This window comes from Oscillibacter sp. (assembly GCF_032018205.1).
Classification (GTDB): domain Bacteria; phylum Bacillota; class Clostridia; order Oscillospirales; family Oscillospiraceae; genus Oscillibacter.
This window is the reverse complement of the sequence record NZ_DALZOY010000019.1, coordinates 14,097-34,120: the sequence shown is the minus strand read 5'-3', so window position 1 is coordinate 34,120 and position 20,024 is coordinate 14,097. Positions and strand designations below refer to the sequence as shown.

Below are 20,024 nucleotides of genomic sequence, written 5' to 3'. Positions count from 1 at the left end.
TGTCTCCCTCGTCCTGAAAATAGCGCTCCATCAGACGGCCCCACCGCTCCTTTTCCGTCCGGCTCACCTTTGCATAGCCGTATCCCGGCAAATCCACCAGCCATGCTTTGCCGTCAACCTTGAAATAGTTGATCTGGGTGGTCTTTCCCGGCGTCGCGCCCACATAGGCAAGGTTTCTCCGCCCCACCAGACGGTTGATCACCGAGGACTTGCCCACATTGGACCGGCCCGCAAAGGCCATCTGTGGCAGTCCGTCCCGCAGGAAATCCTTGGGGTCTGCCGCCGAGCGGACAAATTCCGCCTTCATAAAATTCACCGGGAACTCACTTCCTCACTCTTATTTTTAAATACTCCGCCCCGCAAAGCGCGGGGACGGGACCGGTGACAAAGCCGCCGGTCCCCATCACGCGCGACTCTGCCGCCCGCCGCACCGAAGCCGCATGCGCGGCCCCGCCAAACATATTCTTATTGCCGCAACGCGTCTCCGCCGGATTCCCGGGCAGGGGCGAAAGCAGCCACCACGGTCTGCTCCGGTTCCGTTGCCTTTTCCGCCCTGCTCCTGATGGGGGCGGGGCACAGCGCCCGGCTCAGCACCTCATCCACATTGCCCACAGGGATAAACTCCAGCGCGGCACGGACAGTCTGGTCAATCTGCTCCAAATCCCGCACGTTGTCCGCCGGAATCAGCACCGTTTTCACACCGCTACGCAGCGCCGCCATGGTCTTCTCCTTCAGCCCGCCGATGGCCAGCACCCTGCCCCGCAGAGTGATTTCCCCGGTCATGGCGATGCCCGCCCGAACCTTCCGCCCTGTGAGGGCGGAGCACAGCGCCGTAGCCACCGCGATGCCCGCGGACGGTCCGTCCTTGGGCACGGCTCCCTCCGGAAAGTGGACGTGAACGTCCTTGTTCTTGTAAAACTCCGAGTCAATGTCATAAACTGCGGTCCGGCTGCGCAGGCAGCTCAGCGCCGCCTGAACGGATTCCTTCATCACGTCGCCCAGATTCCCGGTCAGCTCCAACTTCCCGGTGCCGTCCATCACATTGGCCTCCACCTCCAGGATCTCGCCGCCAACCTCGGTCCACGCAAGCCCGTTGACCACGCCAATCTCCTCCCGCTCCGTGTGGAGGGCAGGGGGGTAGGGGGACATATCCAGCAGTCCGTGCAAATCCGCTTCCGCCACGGCAACGCGCTTCGTCTCGCCCGTAAGCAGTCTCAAATCCGCCTTGCGGCACAGGGCGGCAATCCGCCGCTCCAGAATGCGCACGCCGGACTCTCTTGTGTAATCCCGAATCAGGGCGCGGATGGCCCCGTCGTCTATCTTGAGCTGAGACTTTTTCAGCCCGTGCTCCTTCATCTGCTTGGGAATCAAGTGATTTCTTGCAATTTGCAGCTTTTCCTCGTCGGTATAGCTGCCCAGTTGAATGACCTCCATCCGGTCAAGCAAGGGACGGGGAATGGTGTCGGTGGTGTTGGCAGTGGTGATGAACATGACACGGCTCAAATCCACTGGAATTTCCATAAAGTGGTCCCGGAAGGCGTGGTTCTGCTCGGAATCCAGCACCTCCAGCAGGGCGGATGCCGGGTCACCCCGGAAGTCGTTGCCCAGCTTGTCGATTTCGTCCAGCAGCAGCAACGGGTTCATGGACTTGCCGCGGCTGATGGCTTCAATAATCCGGCCCGGCATGGAGCCGATATAAGTTTTCCGATGGCCCCGGATATCCGCCTCGTCCCGGACGCCGCCCAAGCTCAGCCGGGCCAGCTTCCGGTTCAGCGCCTTGGCAACGCTGACGGCGATGGAGGTTTTGCCCACGCCGGGAGGGCCGACAAGGCAGAGAATCTGCCCCTTCCCCTCCGGGTTCATCTGGCGCACGGCAATCGTCTCCACAATCCGCTGCTTTACCTTTTCAAGGCCGAAATGGTCCTTATCCAGAATTTTTTTGGCAGCTTCCACATTCAGCCGCTCACGGGTTTCGGTGTTCCATGGCATTTCCAGACACACGTCCAGATAGTTGCGGATCACCGCGCTCTCGGCGCTGGAATAGGGCTGCTTGCCCAGTTTATCCACCTCTTTCATCAGGTGGGCCTCCGTGTCCTCCGGCAAGTCCAGCCGGAGAATGCGCATGCGGTATTCGTCCAGCTCCTCGTCCCCGTCCTCGCTTTCGCCAAGCTCACTCTGCATCACCCGAATCTGGGCGCGCAGAATTTGCTCCCGCTGGGACCGGGCAAGCTGAGAACGAACCTTGCTCTCCATTTCGCCCTCAAAAGCCAGCACATCGTTCTCCCGTGCCAAAAATTCGTTGAGCTTGCGCAGCCGGACGTAGGCGGAAGTCTCCTCTAGAATGCTCTGCCGTTCCTCAGCCCGCAGTTGGACGTTCTGTGCCAGAAAATCCGCAAGATATCCCGGGTCCCGGCTTTCCAGCACCTGTGCCTTCACGCCGTCGGGCAGGTTGGAAACCTTCCCCGCGTATTCCTCAAACAGCACGGTGGTCTGGCGCAAAAGGGCCTCTGTCCGAGGGCTGTTCAAAAAAGATTCGGACTCCTTTTGCTCCGGCATCGCCTCCACGTTGGCCTGCAAAAACGGCTCGGACTGCCACAGGCGCTTCATCCGCGCCCTGCGGCCCCCCTCCACCATCACCCGCACGCTTCCTTCAGATACGCGCAGGACCTGAGAAATATGGGACACGGTGCCCACCCGGTAGAGGTCCTTCTCCCCCGGCACCGCCGTTCCGATTTCCTTTTGCGTCACCAGAAAAATTTCCTGATCCGTCTCCATGGCCCGGCTCAGGGCCGCAATGGAGATGGGTCGCTCCACATCAAAGGTGATGTTCATATGTGGGAAAACCGTCAGGCCCCGCAGGGCCAGAACGGGAATGTTCCAGGTTGTCAGCTCCATAGCCAGGTTCCTTTCTTATTGAAGAAAGGGAGACGCGGCTCGCGTCCCCCTTTCTATGTCAGGCTTGCGGCTGCTCAGGATGCGGAGGCCGGTGTACTGCCGGCAATCTCCGGCTTTTCGGCCTTGCCGTTGTTCAGCTTCACCGGGTGGCTTGCGCGCCGCTTGTCGTGCACCAGCGCGGGCTGCTCCGTCCCTTCCACGCAGGCTCGGGTGATCCGTACCTTTTCAATCGTGGGGTCGGAGGGAATGTCATACATAATTTGCGTCAGCATGGATTCCATTACCGCCCGCAGACCCCGGGCGCCAATATTCCGCTCGATGGCCTTGTCGGCCACGGCTTCCAGCGCCTCTTGATCAAAAATCAGATCCACATCGTCGTACCCAAGCAGCTTTTTATACTGCTTGACCAAAGCGTTTTTCGGCTCCGTGAGAATCCGCACCAAATCCTCGCGGCTCAGTGCGTTCAGCGTGGCAATCACAGGAAGACGACCTACCAATTCAGGAATCAGGCCGTATTTCAAAATATCATGAGGCTGAACCCCAGCCAAAATCCGGCTCAGGTTTCGCTCCTTCTTCCCCTCGATCTTCGCGCCGAAGCCGATGCTCTTCTGGTCCAGCCGCTGCTCGATAATTTTATCCAGCCCATCGAAAGCGCCGCCGCAGATGAACAGGATGTTCTTTGTGTTCACCTGAATAAACTCCTGATGAGGGTGCTTGCGTCCGCCCTGAGGGGGAACGTTGGCTACCGTGCCCTCGACGATTTTCAGCAAAGCCTGCTGCACGCCCTCGCCGGACACATCCCGCGTGATGGAGACATTTTCGCTCTTACGGGCGATTTTGTCAATCTCATCCACATAGATAATGCCCCGTTCGGCCCGCTCCACGTCAAAGTCGGCGGCCTGTAAAAGCCGCAGGAGAATGTTCTCCACATCGTCGCCCACATAGCCCGCCTCGGTGAGAGTAGTTGCGTCCGCGATGGCGAAGGGGACCTTCAGAATGCGGGCCAGCGTCTGGGCAAACAGCGTCTTGCCGGAGCCGGTGGGCCCCAGCATGAGGATGTTGCTCTTTTGCAGCTCCACTTCCTCGTCGCCGCCGAAATAAATCCTTTTATAGTGGTTGTACACCGCCACAGACAGAGCGACCTTCGCTTCGTCCTGCCCGATCACATACTGATCCAGCACGCCCTTGATTTCCTGAGGCGTGGGCAGCTTGTCAGGGATTTCCTCCAGACCGGAGGCGCCGGTGTCCTCGAACCCATCGTTCAAAATACTCATGCATAGCTGGACGCATTCGTCGCAGATACGCACGCCCGGTCCCTGAATCATCCGGTGAACCTGCTGCTCGTGCTTGCCGCAGAAGGAGCAGCGAAGAGTTCTTTTGTCGTCGTTCGGCATGGTTTTACCTCAGTTCTGCCTTTTCGGAAAGGCGCAATCAGTGATTGGTGATAATTTTGTCGATCAGGCCAAATTCCTTGGCCTCCTCGGCGGACATGAAATTGTCCCGCTCGCAGGCGGCTGTCACTTCTTCCAGGGACTTTCCGGTGTTGTCCGCAAGAATGAGGTTCATGCGCTTTTTGATAATTTCCAGCCGCTTGAGATGGATTGCCATGTCGGTAATCTGGCCCTGGGTCCCGGCGGAGGGCTGGTGAATCATGATTTCGGCGTTGGGCAGGGCAATCCGCTTGCCCTTGGCGCCGGAGGACAGCAAAAACGCACCCATGGACGCGCACATGCCCACGCACACGGTGGACACGTCGCACTTGACGTACTGCATGGTATCGTAAATGGCCATTCCGTCGGTGACGGAGCCGCCGGGGCTGTTGATATAAAGCTGGATGTCCTTGTCGGGGTCCTGCGCCTCCAAATACAGAAGCTGGGCCACAACCAGACTGGCGGTGGTGGCGTTGACCTCCTCGCCCAAAAAGACGATTCGGTCATTCAGCAGTCTGGAAAAGATATCGTAGGACCGCTCGCCACGGTTGGTTTGTTCCACTACGTAAGGTACTAAGCTCATTGGTATAACCTCCACTTTGATACTGGTCTGCGGAGTCCCCGGTCCCTTGCCGGGGTTGGTCCGTCTAGAAACATTCTCCCATGATACCACAGGTACCATGAGAGAATGTGTCGAATCTGTAAAAAGTAAACGGTTTTCCGGATGATTACTCCGCTTTCTTGGCGGTCTTCTTGGCAGCGGGCTTCTTGGCGGGCTTCTCTTCACCGTCGGCAGCCTTGGCAGCCTTCTTGGCGGGCTTCTCCTCGCCCTCGGCAGCCTTGACAGTCTTCTTGGCGGCGGTCTTCTTGGCAGGCTTCTCCTCCGCCTCCTCGGCCTTGGCCTCCACGGCAACGGCGCTGTCCCGCACCAGTTCAATCGCCTTGCGGCTGCTGAGCTGATCTTTAATCTGCTCGGCGGGCAGGTACTTCTTGATGTTCTCCAGCTCGATGCCGTACTGCGCTGCCATGGTATTGTACTCGGCTTCCACATCCTCGTCGGAAATTTCGATCTTTTCCTCCTTGATGATGGCGGCCAGAGCCAGATCCATGCGGACCTGCCGCAGAGCGGGTTCCTTGGCGTCTTCAAGCAGCTTGGCCTCGGTGATACCAGTCATCTGCATATACTGCTCATAGGGAATGCCCTGCTGCTGAATCTGATTTTTGAAATTGTCCACAAAGCGGCGGGCCTGAGATTCCACCAACGCATCGGGTACATCGGCGGTGATGTTCTCTGCCGCCTTCTGCATCAGCGCATCCTCAAACGCCTGACGGGCCACCTGCTCACGCTCGTCGGTAATCTTCTTCTCGATGTCCGCCTTCAGGTCCTTCAGCGTGTCAAACTCGCTCACGTCCTTGGCGAACTCGTCATCCATGGCGGGAACGTCCTTCTCCTTCACCTCGTGGAGCTTCACCTTGAACACCACGGCCTTGCCGGCAAGCTCGGGGGTGTAGTCCTCGGGGAAGGTCACGTCCAGATCCTTCTCCTCGCCGGCCTTCATGCCGACAACCTGCTCCTCAAAGCCGGGGATAAAGCTGCCGGAGCCAAGCTCCAGACTGTGGCCCTCGCCCTTGCCCCCGTCAAAAGGCTTGCCGTCCAGAAAGCCCTCGAAATCAATGACGGCCACATCGCCGTTTTTCGCTTCCCGGTCCGCGGAGACCAGCCGGGTGTTGCGGTCGGCCATTTCCTTCAGACGCTCGTCCACATCGGCGGCGCTGACCTTTACATCGGACTTGGGAGCCTCAAGGCCCTTATACTGGCCCAGCTTCACCTCGGGATAGACGGGAACCAACGCCTTGAAGGTAAAGCCCTCCTTGGTGAGCTCGCCCTCCAAATCCACCTGAGGATAACCCACAACTTCCAGCTTCTGCTCCGCCACGGCGGCCTCGTAGGCGTCGGGCATGGCGATATTGACCGCTTCCTCGAAAAACACCTCTGCGCCGTACATCCCCTCGATAATCTTGCGGGGAGCCTTGCCGGGACGGAAGCCCGGCACATTGATCTGTTTGCGCATCTTCTGATATGCCTTTACGAGAGCGGCCTCAAATTCCTCCGCGCTGACCTCCACAGTCAGGGCGACGGTACTTTTTTCTTGTTTTTCGCAGTTTTTCACGTTCATATTGTTTACTCCTCCGTTCATGACCGGTGCAAGCCGGTACAATTCCCTATAATATCAGACAAATGCGGAAAAATCCACACTTTTTTCATGATTCGATAATTTTTTTTGGAACGAACTCCAAATAGTCCGCGGAGATAAGGGAAAAGTCGGTTCCGGCCTGTTCGCCCTCAAAACGGCGGCGGATCACCGGCCCGTGAAGATGCCCGTAATAGCAGGCCTTCACCCGATATTTTTCCAGCAGCGCCAGAATTTCGGGGCACTGATAGCCTTTGTACAGCGGCGGATAGTGGAGAAAGCACAGAATCGGCCTGTCCCCCGCCGCCCGGAGGGAGGTTTCCAGCCGCATGACCTCCCGGTTCAAAACCTTTGCGTCCGGGGGCTTTTGGTGTTCCTCCTGAAACCAGCCCCGGGTGCCGCACAGGGCGTATTCCCCGTAAAAATAACAGTTGTTGTGGAGGAACGAAAAGCTGGTCAGTCCCTTCTCCGCGAAAAAGCCGCTCATCTTGTTCACCGTGGTCCACCAGTAGTCGTGGTTTCCCTTTACCAGCAGCTTTTTTGCTGGAAACTGCTCCAAAAAGCGGAAGTCCGCCTCTGCCTCCTCCATGCTCATACCCCAGGAGGTGTCTCCGTCCAGAATCAGCGTGTCCTCTTCCGTCAACAAGGAAAGGGACGCGGCAATCCGGTTTACGTAGTCCTTCCATGCCTCCCCGAAGACCTCCATGGACTTGTTCGCCGTCAGGGATAAATGCAAGTCGCCAATCGCATACAGGGCCATTCACGCCCTCCTTTTCTTGATTTTTCACGGGCTGCAAAGTCCCGTGGGTCCCGCGCCGGATACCCCGGAATTATCTGAGGAAATCCCGCACTGTCTGGGGCATCTCCTCTTTTTTCCGGCACAGGTCAAACCGGCTCTCCTTCTCCCGCAGGGCCGCCAGCCGCCACGGGGCGGGCCGTCCGGTGACGTATTGCAGCCGGTCGATCAGATCTGTTCCTGTGCCCTCGGCCTTCTCGCCGATGGCGGCAAGCACGCTGTCGCAGAATTTGAAGGGGGACGCGGTGGATACAAACACGGCGGGAGCGTTATCGCCAGTTTTGGCGCGGTACTGCTCCAGCACGTCCGCCGCCACGGCGGTATGGGTGTCCAACAGATAGTCCCGCTCCCGATAATAGCGCCCGATGGCGGCGGCGGTTTCCGCTTCGCCGCAGGACCCGGCCCAGAACAGCTCGCGGATCTGCCCGAAAATCCCGTCGCTCACCCGATAGCTGCCGCTCATGGCCAACTGATCCATATAGCTCTTCACCTGCTCGCCGTTCTGTCCCGAAAGGTCGAACAGCAGCCGCTCCAGATTGGAGGAAATCAGGATGTCCATGGAGGGGCTGATGGTGTTGTAAAAATTCCGGTTGCGGTCATAGGTCCCAGTCGTCAAAAACTCCGTCAGCACGTCGTTTTTGTTGGACGCGCAGATGAGCTTTCCAACGGGCAGGCCCATCTTTTTCGCGTAATACCCCGCAAGGATATCGCCGAAGTTCCCGGTGGGTACGCAGAAGTTGACCTTTGTTCCCATTTTCAGCTTCCCGTCCCGTACCAAATCGCAGTAGGCGGAGATATAGTAGACCACCTGCGGCAGAATCCGACCCCAGTTGATGGAGTTGGCGGAGGAGAGGAAATAGCCCCGTCCGTCCAGCTCCTCCCGGAGGGCTTCGTCAGAAAAAATACGCTTTACACCGCTTTGTGCGTCGTCAAAATTCCCCACTACGGAGCAAACGCCCACGTTTTCGCCCCGCTGAGTCAGCATCTGGGCCTCCTGCACGGCGGAAACGCCGTCCTTGGGGTAAAACACCAGGATTTTTGTCTGCTCCACGTCGGCAAAGCCCTCCATGGCGGCCTTGCCGGTGTCGCCGGAGGTAGCCGCGAGGATGCAGGCCGTCCGGCGCTCCCCTGTTTTCTTCAAAGCGGCGGACAGCAGCCGGGGCAGCATCTGAAGCGCCAAATCCTTAAACGCGGAGGTCGGCCCGTGCCACAGTTCCAAGCAGTAGGTGGCTTCGTCCAGCGTCCGCACCGGGGCCACGGCGGCAGTGTCAAACCGGGCAGGACCATAAGCCGTTTCGGCAAAATCCAGCAGTTCCTCCGCGCTGTAATCCGTCAGGTACAGGCCCATCACCGCCGCCGCCCGCTGGGGATAACTCAGAGGCAGCAGAGCTTCCAGCTCTCCCAGTGAAAGCGTCGGAAATTCCGTGGGGGTCAAAAGGCCGCCGTCCCGACTCAGGCCCTGCTGCACAGCCTGCGCCGCGCTAAGGGCCACTGCGGTGTCCCGCGTGCTGTAATACTTCATGTCTCTTCCTCCTGCTTGTCGCGCCGCCGCATGTCTTTCCTTTGGCTCCCGGCAGCCTTATTCAAACGCGTTTTCCAGATACTCCACCCGGAGCGCGCCGCTTTCATCGTAAACCTCCGCCACGTCAAACCGGGCGGGCTCGTCCAAATCCTTCACGCTCATGTACAGCGCAGCGGCAGACCGCAGCCGCGCCTGCTTCCGCCCGGTCACATATTCCCTTGGAAGGCCCACCTGCAAATTGCTCCGCAGCTTTACCTCCACAAAGCATAACAAGCCCTCCGGGTCCCGGGCAATCAAATCAATCTCCCCGAACCGGCAGCGCCACTGGCTGGCAAGCAGCCCATAGCCCCGCCGCCGCAGATATCCCGCAACTTCGGCCTCGCCCCGGTTTCCGGCGCTTTTCGTGGTCATGGCCGTCCTCTCTCCCATTTCTTCAAAAAGCTCCGCCGGTGGGCGGGACAGGGGCCGTAAGCGTCCAGCATTGCATAGTGTAGCTTGGTGCCGTAGCCCTTGTGCTTTGCAAATTGGTAGAGCGGGTATTCCCTGTCCAGCACCTCGGTCACAAACCGGTCCCGACTGACCTTCGCCAGAATGGACGCCGCCGCAATGGACGCACTTTTTCCGTCTCCGCCCACCACGGTTTCGTGGGGCGCGGTGATGGCGCACAGGCTTCCCCGGTCCCGGTTCCCGTCAATCAGGGCAAAATCGGGACACTTTTTCAGCCCGTCGATGGCAAGCTGCATGGCCTTCATTCTGGCGTTGAGAATGTCGATGGCGTCAATTTCTTCGGCTTCCACCCATGCTACGCAATAGTCCTCCGCCTCGGCCTGGATAATCTCAAACAACTTCTCTCGCTTTTTCTCCGTCAGCGTTTTTGAGTCGTTCAGCCCGTCAATGACAAGTCCCCTGGGCAGAATCACCACCGCCGCGTATACAGGCCCCGCCAGCGGGCCAGCCCCCGCCTCGTCCGCGCCGCACACCGTTTCATACCCAGCGGCAAAGCACTGCTCCTCAATGCTCCACGGATGCTCCATCTCAGCCATTTTCCCGCTCCTCCGGCGTTTCAAGGGTAAAGCGTCCAAGCTTCCCGCCCCGGAACTCATCCAAAAGGATTTTGGCCATCCGCTCCGTGTCGATTTCGCCGCCCCGAATTACAAAGCCCCGCTTCTGTCCGGCCTGCTCCAGCAATTCGAAGCCGGACACGCCCGGCTGGGGCTGAATTTTATACCGCTCGGAAAGCTGTTCCGGATACCGGGCCGCAAGATAGCTCATGAGGTTGCAGGCCAGCGTTTCAATGTCGATCACCTCATCCCGGACCGCGCCGGTGAAGGCCAGATTCAGCCCCACGCTTTGATCCTCAAACTTGGGCCAGAGAATTCCCGGCGTGTCCAGCAGTTCCAGCCCCTGATCAATGGGAACCCACTGCTTTGCCCGGGTAACGCCGGGCCGATCCTCGGTTTTGGCGGTTTTCCGCTTTGCCACCCGGTTGATGAAGGTAGACTTCCCCACATTGGGAATCCCCAGAATCATCACCCGCATAGTCCGGCCCACCTGCCCCTTTTCCGCATAGGCCCGCAGCTTGTCCGCAAGCAGCGCCCGCACGGCGCCGGGAAACCGCTCCACTCCGTCTCCGCCCTTTGCGCTACATTCCAGCACCGCATAGCCCTTCTCCCGGAAATAAGCCGCCCACAGCCGCGTCTTGGCCGGGTCCGCCTGATCGGCCCGGTTTAAAACCACCAAACGGGGCTTTCCCGCCGTCAGCTCGTCCACGTCCGGATTCCGGCTGGAAACAGGAATGCGGGCGTCCAGCAGCTCGCACACCGCGTCCACGTTTTTTAGCTGGTCGACGATCATCCGCCGGGTTTTGGTCATGTGACCGGGATACCACTGAATATTTAAATTCTGTCCGTTTTCCACGCGTTTCCTCCTTGTGCCCTCACCGAATCAGGCCGATGCGGGAAAAATCCCGCTGCCCTGTTTCCGAATCCCTGCCGGGATACAGAATCAACGCCGCCCTGCCGATGATATACCCCTCGTCCACCGTACCCAGCCGCGCATCCCGGCTGTCGTTGGAGTGGTTGCGGTTGTCCCCCATCACAAAGACGGAGCCTTCCGGCACCGTCAGGGGAAACTCCGTTCCGTCGCAGCGAAAGGTCAGCTCCCGGATGTATGGCTCGTTTAAAACCTTTCCGTCCACGCTGACGCTGCCCTCGTCAAAATCAATGTCCACCGTCTGCCCGCCCACGGCGATAATCCGCTTAACGATGGGCTCCTGCAAAAAGCTTTGCTTTCGCAAAACCACAATGTCTCCGGCCTTGTACGTTCCCGCCAGCAGGCCCACGGTAACCGCCAATCGGTCCCCGTCCTGAAGCGTGGGCAGCATAGACTGTCCGTCCACGCCAATCAGCCGCACGGCGAAAGCAAACACCAGCACCACCGCCAGCACGGAGGACACCAGCGCCCGCACCCACTCATACAAGCCCTGCCCCCGAACCGCCTCCGGAGCCGCCACCGTCAATTCTGTCATGTCGTTTGTCATTTCATACCTCGTCCGGAAGATTCCGGAACCGCGCCGGGCAGGAAGCCCCGCCGCCGCTTTTCTCCGGCGCGGCAGGCATTTGGCCGCCGCTCTCCGCAAAGGCAGCTTCTTCGCTACCCTAACTTGCATAGTATATCAAATTTCACCGCAAAGAACAAGTGTGCAGGGTGGGATTTTTCTCGCAAAATGCGCGAAGGAACCGCCCTCGGCAGTTCCTTCGCGCGCATTCAGTCCGCAGGTCATCTCAACAGCCAGCCCCGGAATTTTTGACTGTCTCAGCCCGGAGGCCAGGTCATATCCCGCCCGCCCAGCACATGGAAGTGCAGGTGCGGCACGCTCTGCCCCGCCTGTTCCCCAATGTTGGAAACCACGCGATAGCTCCCGATGCCCTTTTCGGCGGTGAGCTTTGCAATCACCTCGAAAATGTGTGCGACCAAAGCACTGTTGCTCCCGTCGATCTGGGACACGGAAGCAATATGGCTCTTTGGAATCACCAGAAAATGAGACGGGGCCTGAGGCGCAATGTCACTGAAGACATAGCACAGTTCGTCCTCATACAGCTTGTCGCTGGGAATCTCCCCGGCGGCGATTTTGCAGAATAAGCAATCCGACATGATGGTTCCTCCCTTTTTAATACTCGGCAAATTCATCCCGTTTAATTTATCTCAGATAAACCGGCGGTGCTGGGCGTGATAGCGATATCCCAGCTTTTCCAGAGCTTTGACCAATTCCGCCCGGTCCACATCCTCGGCGGCGCAGAGGTCTTCCAAATCCGCATAATCATCCCGCAGTTTGGTGTTCACCACGCTCAGCAAAACGAAAGGGTCCTTCGGCAGCATCTTACTTCAGCTTTCCCGCCACAAAGTCGTCCACCGCGGCCAGCGCGTCGTCCAGCTTCAACAGGTCCTTGCCGCCGCCCATGGCGGAGTCAGGCTTGCCGCCGCCGGAGCCGCCCGCGATACTGGACACCAACTTCACCAGCTCTCCCGCCTTGATGCCCTTTGCCACGGCCTCCTTGCCGCACACGGCAAGGAACGTGATTTTCTCCTCCGCGGCGCTTGCCAGCACCGCCACCACGCCCGGCTCCTTATCCCGCAGGAAGTCGCCCATCTGGCGCAGGGCGTTGGCGTCCGTGCCGGGGCGGCTGTGGGTCACGATTTTCAGACCACCCACGGCCTTGGCAGACATCAAAAACTGCTGCGCATCGCCAAGGGAAGCCTGCGCCTGATACCGCTCGACCTCGCGGCGAAGCTCCCGCATTTCCAGCATCACCTGCTCCGCCCGGTCTGCAAGGTCAGTGGGGCTGGTTTTCAGCAGCTCGGCCGCCCGGAACAGCATCTCCTGATTGCGGTTCATAATCTCCAGCGAGGCCTTGCCCACCGTGGCCTCAATCCGGCGCACGCCGGAGGCGATGCCCGCCTCGGACCGAATGCGGAAGGGGCCAACCTTCGCAGTGTTGTCCAGATGGGTGCCGCCGCAGAACTCCATAGAGGCCAACTCCTCGCCCTCTCCCATGGAAACCACGCGGACGGTCTTTCCGTATTTCTCGCCGAACAGGGCCACGGCCCCCAGCTTCTTTGCCTCTTCCACAGGAAGCTCCTGCGTTCCGACATTCAGGCCCGCCAGAATTTCGTCGTTCACCAGCCGCTGGATTTTAGACAGCTCCTCCGCCGTGATGGCGGAGAAGTGGGTAAAGTCGAACCGCAGCCGGTCGGGCTCCACCAGAGAACCGGCCTGATGCACGTGATCCCCCAGCACCTTTTTCAGCGCCGCATCCAACAGATGCGTGGCGCTGTGGGCGCGGCGGACGGCCTGACGGCGCTCCACGTCGATGGCGGAGGTGACGGCGTCTCCCTTTTTCAGCTCGCCGGACTCCATCACGCCGTGGTGCAGGAATTTTCCCGCCTTGTCCTTTTGCACATTGTGGACGGCGAACACCGCCCCATCCATAGAAATGGTGCCGCGGTCCGTCACCTGTCCGCCCATCTCGGCGTAAAACGGCGTTTTGTCCAGCACAAGCACGCCCTCGGCGCCCTTGACGATGGCGTCCCGCAGCTCATCCTCCGCCACGATGGCCAGCACTGTGCCGGAATCCCGGTTGTGGTCGTAGCCGGTGAACAGGGTGGGCGTTGCGTCAAGACCCAGATCGATGCCCGCCCATGCCACATCGCCCAGCGCCTCCCGGGCCTTTCTGGCCCGGACGCGCTGCTGCTCCATCAGCTCGCGGAACCCGGCCTCGTCCACCTGCATGCCCTCTTCCTCCAGCATTTCCGCCGTCAGGTCCAGAGGGAAACCATAGGTGTCGTAAAGCTTGAACGCGTCCGCGCCGGAGAACAGGGATTTGTTCTCTTCCTTGTGGGCCGTCAGCACATCCGTGTAAATCTTCATGCCCGCGTCCAGCGTCTTGAGGAAGTTCTCCTCCTCCGTCCGCACCACCTTGGTAATATAGGCTTCCTTTTCCGCCACGTCGGGATAGGCGGCCTTGTTGACCTCGGCCACCGTGGCCACCACCTTGTACAGGAACGGCCCATCTACCCCCAGCAGCTTTCCGTGCCGCGCGGCGCGGCGCAGCAGGCGGCGCAGCACATAGCCCCGGCCCTCGTTGCTGGGCAGCACGCCGTCGCAGATCATCATGACGGAGGAACGGATATGGTCCGTGATAACCCGGAGGGACACGTCGGTCTTGGCGCTCTCCTCATAGTGGGCGCCGGTGATCTTGCTGACGTGGTCGGTAATGTGCATCACGGTGTCCACGTCGAAAAGGGACGCCACGCCTTGACTTGCCACCGCCAGCCGTTCAAGACCCATGCCGGTGTCGATGTTCTTATTCGTCATCTCCTCGTAGTGGCCCTCGCCGTCGTTGACAAACTGGGTGAAAACGTTGTTCCAGATTTCGATATATCGGTCGCACTCGCAGCCAACGGTGCACTCCGGCCTGCCGCAGCCGTATTTCTCGCCCCGGTCATAGTAAATCTCGGAGCAGGGACCGCAGGGGCCGGGGCCGTGCTCCCAGAAGTTGTCCGCCTTGCCGAAGCGGAAGATTCGCTCGGCAGGGATATTCATGTCCTTGCTCCAAATTTCAAAAGCCTCTTCGTCCTCTTCGTAAATGGAAGGATACAGCCGATCTGCCTCCAGCCCCGCCACCTCGGTCAAAAACTCCCAGCTCATGGGAATGGCCTCCTTCTTGAAATAATCACCGAAGGAGAAATTGCCCAGCATCTCAAAATAGGTGCCGTGGCGGGCGGTTTTTCCGATATTTTCAATGTCGCCGGTGCGGATGCACTTCTGGCAGGTGCAAACCCGGTTGCGGGGAGGCTCTTCCTCCCGGGTAAACCAGGTTTTCATGGGGGCCATGCCGCTGTTAATCAGCAAAAGGCTTGCGTCGTTGTGGGGAATCAAGGAAAAGCTGGGCAGGCGCAGATGGCCCTTGCTTTCAAAATAGCTCAGGAACATCTCCCGCAGCTCGTTTAATCCATATACCGGATGTGCCATATATGTTTCCTCCGTATTTCTCAAAATTTCTCATATTTGCGGTAAAAAAGAAAACGCCCCGCCCCGGCATAGGGGCGAAGCGAAGCTTCACGGTACCACCCTAATTATCCCCTTACGGGGCTTCTTAGCCATCTTTGTATCGGGGATGAACCGCCCCGCTCGTCGCGGGATGCTCAGAAGTGGCTGCTGCGCGGCCTCGGGTGGGGGCTTTCACCATTTCCCTCTCGCTAAAACCTGTCCGCGCGGCTGGCTCCGTCATGGCATTTTCAGATTATGTTGCTATTTTAGCACACTTTTTTACATTGTCAATGGGGTTTACAGCGACAAAACCGCCTTCGGGAGGAGTTTTTCAGCGCTCCCCGCCGGGGCGGTTCTTTCGGGACCAGCCCGGACCTCACGCCATAAACGGCACCACCAGCGACGCTAAAAGCGAAAACACCAGCAGTCCCACAATCACAATCGCCGCAATGCGGGTTCCCTTGTTCATTTGTTTTTTTCCTCCTCCGTCAAAATTTTTCGGATGCTCTTTTCCGCCCGGCTCCGGGGAAGCATCAGCTCGTGCCCGCAGCCAAGGCATTTCAGCTTAATATCCATGCCCACCCGCAGAATTTCCCAATGCTTGCTGCCGCAGGGATGCTGCTTTTTCAGTTCCACATGGTCGTGAAGATGCAAGTCCATTCCATTCCTCCTGTCAATCCCCCGCCAAAAGGCGCATATAGTGATTCAGATGCTGAATTTGCGCCGCGCTGCGCGGCGGATGGAGAGAGTTGCCATGCCGGAAAATAAAATGTATCTGCCGGAGGGCCTGCGCCCCCGCGCCCCCCTTACCCCCGCCCTGCTGCGGGACGCTCAGGAGCACAGCACAATTTTGGAGGCCCCCGTGGTCCGGTGCGACGGGAACCGGACGCTTCACGTCTCCCTCGGCCCCATGGAGGGCCTGATTCCCCGGAGCGAGGCCGTTTCCCCTTGGATTGGCGGCGCGGACCGGGACATCGCGCTTTTATCCCTTGTCGGGAAGCCCGTCTGCTTTGCGGTCAGCAGCCTTACCGCCGACGGAAAGGGCGCGCCCCATGCCCTTCTGTCCCGCCGGGCTGTACAGGAGCGGGCCATCACTCATTTTATGGAGACATTGGAGCCGGGAGGGGTCCTCACCTGCCGTGTGACCCATATGGAGTCCTTCGGCGCGTTTTTGGACATCGGCTGCGGAGTGGTGGCCATGCTGCCCATCGAGCGCATCTCCGTCTCCCGCATCCCCCATCCTGCGGCCCGCTTCCGCACCGGCCAGAAAATTCTGGCGGCGGTGCTGTCTGTTGACCGGGAAAACCGCCGGTTTACCATGACCCACCGGGAGCTGCTGGGCACATGGATGGAAAACGCCAGCTATTTTTCCCCCGGCGAAACCGTTCAGGGCATTGTCCGCTCCGTCCGGGACTACGGGGCCTTTGTGGAGCTGGCCCCCAACCTCTCTGGTCTTGCGGACCTAAAGGACGACGTGGCGGAGGGGGACCGGGTTTCCGTCTACATACGCTCCATCCGCCCGGAGCATATGAAAATCAAGCTACAAATCATCCAGCGGCTCACACCCTCCGTTTACCCCGTGCCCCTACGCTATCAGATCACCGACGGAACGCTGGATCACTGGGTTTACTCCCCGGCCTGCTATGAAAAGCCACCGGTGGACACGGATTTCACCGCTCTGCGCCTTTGATTTCCTCCCAGTACCGCCGGGCGGCCTGTTCGGTCTTGTTTTCACCGTATTCGTAATACCGTGCGTTTTTCAGTGCGTCGGGCAGGTATTGCTGCTCCACCCAATGTCCCGGATAGGCGTGGGGGTACTTATAATTCTGGCGGCTGTCAAAGCCGGTGGTATCCGCGTGAACGTTTTGAAGTCTGCGGGGGATGTCCCCCGTCCGTCCCGCTTTCAAATCCCCTATGGCCGCCGCCACAGCGTTCACCGCGGAGTTGGACTTGGGCGCGGTAGCCAGCAGAATAGCTGCCTCAGCCAGAGGAATCTGCGCCTCCGGCAGACCCAACTGCACCGCCGCGTCCACACAGGCCTTTGTCACGGCTATCGCCATAGGATAGGCTAGGCCAATGTCCTCCGCCGCGATGACCAGCAGCCGCCGGCAGGGAGACAGCAGATCCCCCGCTTCCAGCAGCCGCCCCAGATAGTGCACCGCCGCGTCGGGGTCGCTGCCCCGGATGGACTTTTGAAGGGCGGACAAAATGTCGTAATGTGCGTCTCCCTCCCGGTCATAGCGCATGGCGCTGCGCTGCGTGAGCTGCCGCGCGTCTTCCCGTGTGAGCTTTAGCTCTCCGTTTTTGTCGGGTCGCGCCGCCCGGCAGAGAAGCTCCACCGCGTTGATGGCCTTGCGCACATCTCCGCCGCAAGCGGTGGCCACATCCAGCGGCAGGCCCTCTTCCCAGACAAGAGACAGTTCCTGCCGCCCCTTCTCTATTTCCAGCGCCCGCTCCACGGCGGGCAGCACCTCCTCTGGCGGCACGGACTTGAATTCAAATACCGTGCTGCGGGAGAGTAGCGCACCGTATACGTAAAAATATGGGTTCTCCGTGGTGGAGGCAATCAGGGTGATCTGCCCGTTTTCCATAAACTCCAGCAAGCTCTGCTGCTGCTTCTTATTGAAATACTGTATCTCGTCCAGATACAGCAGAATACCGCCGGGAGCCAGCAGCGTCCCCACGTTTGCAATGACCTCCTTCACGTCCTGAAGGCTGGCGGTGGTGGCGTTGAGTCGGTAGAGTGTTTTCTGGGTTTTCTCCGCGATAATGTTTGCCACGGTGGTCTTGCCGGTCCCGGAGGGGCCGTAAAACACCATGTTGGCGGAGGTCCCGCTTTCAATCAGGCGGCGAAGCACCGCACCAGGCCCCAAAAGGTGCTTTTGCCCCACCACCTCGTCTATGGTCCCGGGCCGTATTTCATCCGCCAATGGGCGCTGCTGCAAGGCGCTCCCTCCTTCCAAAGCCACCTTTCGGCGACGCTGTCTTTTGCTTTCCCACCATACCACACGCGACGTGAAATTGCAAGATTTCCTAAGATGGCACAAGCGCCAAACAACAAAAACCCGTTTCCAGTTGGAAACGGGTTTTTGTTATATTCCTGTGCCAAAAGCGCACTTGAGATGCTTCACAGGAGAACCGGGCGCTTATTTTGCAAAGCGACAGTCAGACCCGGAAGTCCGCGTCCACGGTTGTCCGTTTTCTTTGCGTCAATATTTTCCCGCGGGCAGATTGGCAGACGCCGCCTTGCTCTCCATGTCCGCATCAGAGTTTGCCGCGTCGGCAGCATCGGAGACCGCGGCTCCGTTCGTATCGGACAAGCCGCCTTCTTCGGACGCATCAGGTGCCGAGGCACCTTCCGCCTCGCGGGTGAAGTTTGCGCCCTCCTCTCTGAACCGGAAACGGCCCACCTCCTGACGTAGGGAAACTGCCTGCGCGGACATCTCCTCGCTGGTGGCGGAGTTCTCCTCCGCTGTGGCGGCGTTGGTCTGCACCACGGCGGAAATCTGGTTCAGTCCGTCCCGAATCTGCTCGATGGAGTCAGTCTGCTGAATGGACGCCCCTTCAATCAAGACGAAGCTCTCAGCCACCTTTTTCGCGCTTACCTCGGTATTGCGCAACTCCTGCGCCGTCTTTTCAGTGATTTCCGTTCCCCGCGACACGGTGGACACGGCGGCGCCAATCAGTTCCGCCGTCCGGCGGGCAGCCTCGGCGGACTTTCCGGCAAGGTTGCGCACCTCGTCCGCCACCACCGCGAAGCCCTTGCCCGCATTGCCTGCCCGGGCGGCCTCAATCGCCGCATTCAGCGCCAGAATGTTGGTCTGGAAAGCGATGTCCTCAATGACCTTGGTAATGCTCATAATCTGGTTGGAGGACGTGCTGATTTCCCCAATTGCGGCTGAGAGCTGGTGCATATATTCATTGCTGCTGTTCACCCCGCCGACGGCCTGCTCAATATGTTGGGCGGCAGCCTTAATGGTAGTGAGGTTATTCTCAGCCTGTTCGGCAACCTGCGCAATAGAGGCGTTCAGCTCCTCCACGGTGGCCGCCTGCTCGGTGGAGCCGCTGGCCATCGCCTGCGCCCCGCCGGACACCTGATCCGCCCCGACGGACACCTGCTCCGCCGCCGTGTTGACGCTGCGCAGCACGTCGCTGAGCTTGTCCCGCATTTTCCGGGTGTTTTCAAGCAGGGCGTGGTAGTCTCCCATGTAAATTTCTTCAGACGAGGAGTCAATTGAAAAATCACCGTTGGCAAACGCCTCCAGTCCCCGGGAAAGATCTTCTATAATGGCCTTCAGCGTCTCGGACATATTGGTGAAGCTTCGACCCAGCATTCCAGTCTCATCCTTGGAATTGACCGCTACGTCGATATTGAAGTCTCCCTTTGCAAGCTTGTCGGCAGCATCTACCACCTTATTCAGCGGCTTGCTGATGCCGCGGGCAATCAGCACCCCCAGCACAATGGCCGCTGCCAGCGCGGCCAGCATCACGGTTAGCATGATCAAATTGGAGATTTTCGCAAGCTGGTCGTTCTCTGCCGCCCTTTCCGCCGCCTGCGTGGAGTTGTACTCATAGATTTTCTCAAAAGAGTCCATCAGACTGCCGCTCACCGCGTTCGCTTCTACCAGCAGAACGCGCCGCACATGGTCATACTGTCCCACCTTCGCATAGGAAAGACCCTGCTGCATGTAGGTCTTAAAATCCACCCAGTCTGATTTCAGAGCAAAAAACAGCTCCTGATCGGCATCCTCGGTAATGCCCGCCTCATAATTGCTCATGTCATCTTCAATGGTCGTAAGGAGCGCTTCGCATTCTTTCACGTAATTGTCTCGCAGGGAGTCAGCTTGCATCAGCAGCATTTCGGCCACGTTGTACCGAATTCTCTGATAAGAAGTATTGGCGTCTCCCGAATACAAAATGGCCATGGTGTTTTTTTCGTAGAGCAGCCTGCCCGATTTAGCCAACGCATTGATATTCATAAGTCCAACGATGCCAACAGCGCCTGCAATAAGCGCTATGGCCAAGAATCCCGCCACCAGTTTTGTGGAAATTTTCAAGTTTGCAATCCGCCTCATAAATAATATCCCCTTCCATGCAGTTGAAATGCGCCTTTTTCTCTCTAAATTTGCGTGTCTATTTT

Annotated in this window: 18 protein-coding genes; 1 reads left to right on the top strand and 17 read right to left on the bottom strand. The window is 59.0% G+C overall.

Going from position 1 to position 20,024, the window contains the following annotated elements; genetic code table 11:
* The 15 genes from yihA to RTU96_RS13025 all read right to left on the bottom strand — a co-directional run.
* The coding region (gene yihA / locus RTU96_RS13095; protein WP_312637087.1) for a ribosome biogenesis GTP-binding protein YihA/YsxC at positions 1-307 on the bottom strand (307 nt) is incomplete at its 3' end.
* A gap of 158 nt (positions 308-465) precedes the next feature.
* Positions 466-2,895, bottom strand: a complete 2,430-nt coding sequence (lon, locus tag RTU96_RS13090) for an endopeptidase La (protein WP_312637074.1) — start codon at positions 2,893-2,895, stop codon at positions 466-468.
* 74 nt (positions 2,896-2,969) lie between these two features.
* Positions 2,970-4,289 (bottom strand): ATP-dependent Clp protease ATP-binding subunit ClpX, encoded by a 1,320-nt coding sequence (gene clpX, locus RTU96_RS13085; RefSeq protein ID WP_312637072.1) that lies wholly within the window; start codon positions 4,287-4,289, stop codon positions 2,970-2,972.
* Positions 4,290-4,326: 37 nt separating this feature from the next.
* On the bottom strand, positions 4,327-4,908 hold the full coding sequence (locus tag RTU96_RS13080) for an ATP-dependent Clp protease proteolytic subunit (protein WP_294857254.1): 582 nt from the start codon (positions 4,906-4,908) through the stop codon (positions 4,327-4,329).
* A 145-nt stretch (positions 4,909-5,053) separates the two neighbouring features.
* Complete coding sequence (gene tig / locus RTU96_RS13075) at positions 5,054-6,502, bottom strand: trigger factor (protein ID WP_312637070.1); 1,449 nt, start codon at positions 6,500-6,502, stop codon at positions 5,054-5,056.
* Positions 6,503-6,587: 85 nt separating this feature from the next.
* Complete coding sequence (locus RTU96_RS13070; RefSeq protein ID WP_312637068.1) at positions 6,588-7,277, bottom strand: metallophosphoesterase; 690 nt, start codon at positions 7,275-7,277, stop codon at positions 6,588-6,590.
* A 70-nt stretch (positions 7,278-7,347) separates the two neighbouring features.
* Complete coding sequence (gene thrC / locus RTU96_RS13065) at positions 7,348-8,835, bottom strand: threonine synthase (RefSeq protein WP_312637067.1); 1,488 nt, start codon at positions 8,833-8,835, stop codon at positions 7,348-7,350.
* A gap of 57 nt (positions 8,836-8,892) precedes the next feature.
* Positions 8,893-9,246: a YraN family protein gene (locus tag RTU96_RS13060; protein WP_312637066.1), complete on the bottom strand. Its 354-nt coding sequence runs from the start codon at positions 9,244-9,246 to the stop codon at positions 8,893-8,895.
* Positions 9,243-9,878: a ribonuclease HII gene (locus tag RTU96_RS13055; RefSeq protein ID WP_312637064.1), complete on the bottom strand. Its 636-nt coding sequence runs from the start codon at positions 9,876-9,878 to the stop codon at positions 9,243-9,245. Before RTU96_RS13055 ends, RTU96_RS13060 begins: the two co-directional genes overlap by 4 nt.
* Entirely contained in the window at positions 9,871-10,752 is an 882-nt protein-coding gene (gene ylqF / locus RTU96_RS13050; protein ID WP_312637062.1) for a ribosome biogenesis GTPase YlqF, read from the bottom strand. Before ylqF ends, RTU96_RS13055 begins: the two co-directional genes overlap by 8 nt.
* 19 nt (positions 10,753-10,771) lie before the next feature.
* On the bottom strand, positions 10,772-11,374 hold the full coding sequence (lepB, locus tag RTU96_RS13045; protein WP_312637061.1) for a signal peptidase I: 603 nt from the start codon (positions 11,372-11,374) through the stop codon (positions 10,772-10,774).
* A 275-nt stretch (positions 11,375-11,649) separates the two neighbouring features.
* A complete protein-coding gene (locus tag RTU96_RS13040) occupies positions 11,650-11,988 on the bottom strand; it encodes a histidine triad nucleotide-binding protein (RefSeq protein ID WP_294856755.1) in 339 nt (112 codons plus the stop codon).
* A gap of 51 nt (positions 11,989-12,039) precedes the next feature.
* The gene (locus RTU96_RS13035; RefSeq protein WP_312637060.1) at positions 12,040-12,213 is read right to left on the bottom strand and encodes a DUF4250 domain-containing protein; all 174 of its coding nucleotides are present in this window, start codon (positions 12,211-12,213) and stop codon (positions 12,040-12,042) included.
* A 1-nt stretch (position 12,214) separates the two neighbouring features.
* A complete protein-coding gene (gene alaS / locus RTU96_RS13030; RefSeq protein WP_312637059.1) occupies positions 12,215-14,866 on the bottom strand; it encodes an alanine--tRNA ligase in 2,652 nt (883 codons plus the stop codon).
* Positions 14,867-15,349: 483 nt separating this feature from the next.
* Positions 15,350-15,544: a DUF951 domain-containing protein gene (locus RTU96_RS13025; protein WP_293009476.1), complete on the bottom strand. Its 195-nt coding sequence runs from the start codon at positions 15,542-15,544 to the stop codon at positions 15,350-15,352.
* 94 nt (positions 15,545-15,638) lie between these two features.
* Here RTU96_RS13025 and RTU96_RS13020 point away from each other — a divergent pair, with 94 nt between their 5' ends.
* Positions 15,639-16,574, top strand: coding sequence for a S1 RNA-binding domain-containing protein (locus RTU96_RS13020; protein ID WP_312637058.1), 936 nt, complete (start codon positions 15,639-15,641; stop codon positions 16,572-16,574).
* Here the strand turns inward: RTU96_RS13020 and RTU96_RS13015 are convergent.
* Both RTU96_RS13015 and RTU96_RS13010 read right to left on the bottom strand, forming a co-directional pair.
* On the bottom strand, positions 16,555-17,829 hold the full coding sequence (locus RTU96_RS13015) for a replication-associated recombination protein A (RefSeq protein WP_312637057.1): 1,275 nt from the start codon (positions 17,827-17,829) through the stop codon (positions 16,555-16,557). The genes RTU96_RS13020 and RTU96_RS13015 overlap by 20 nt on opposite strands.
* A gap of 264 nt (positions 17,830-18,093) precedes the next feature.
* Positions 18,094-19,941 carry a HAMP domain-containing methyl-accepting chemotaxis protein gene (locus RTU96_RS13010; RefSeq protein WP_312637056.1) on the bottom strand — a complete coding sequence of 616 codons (1,848 nt, stop codon included), beginning with the start codon at positions 19,939-19,941 and terminating at the stop codon, positions 18,094-18,096.
* Positions 19,942-20,024: the final 83 nt, after the last annotated feature.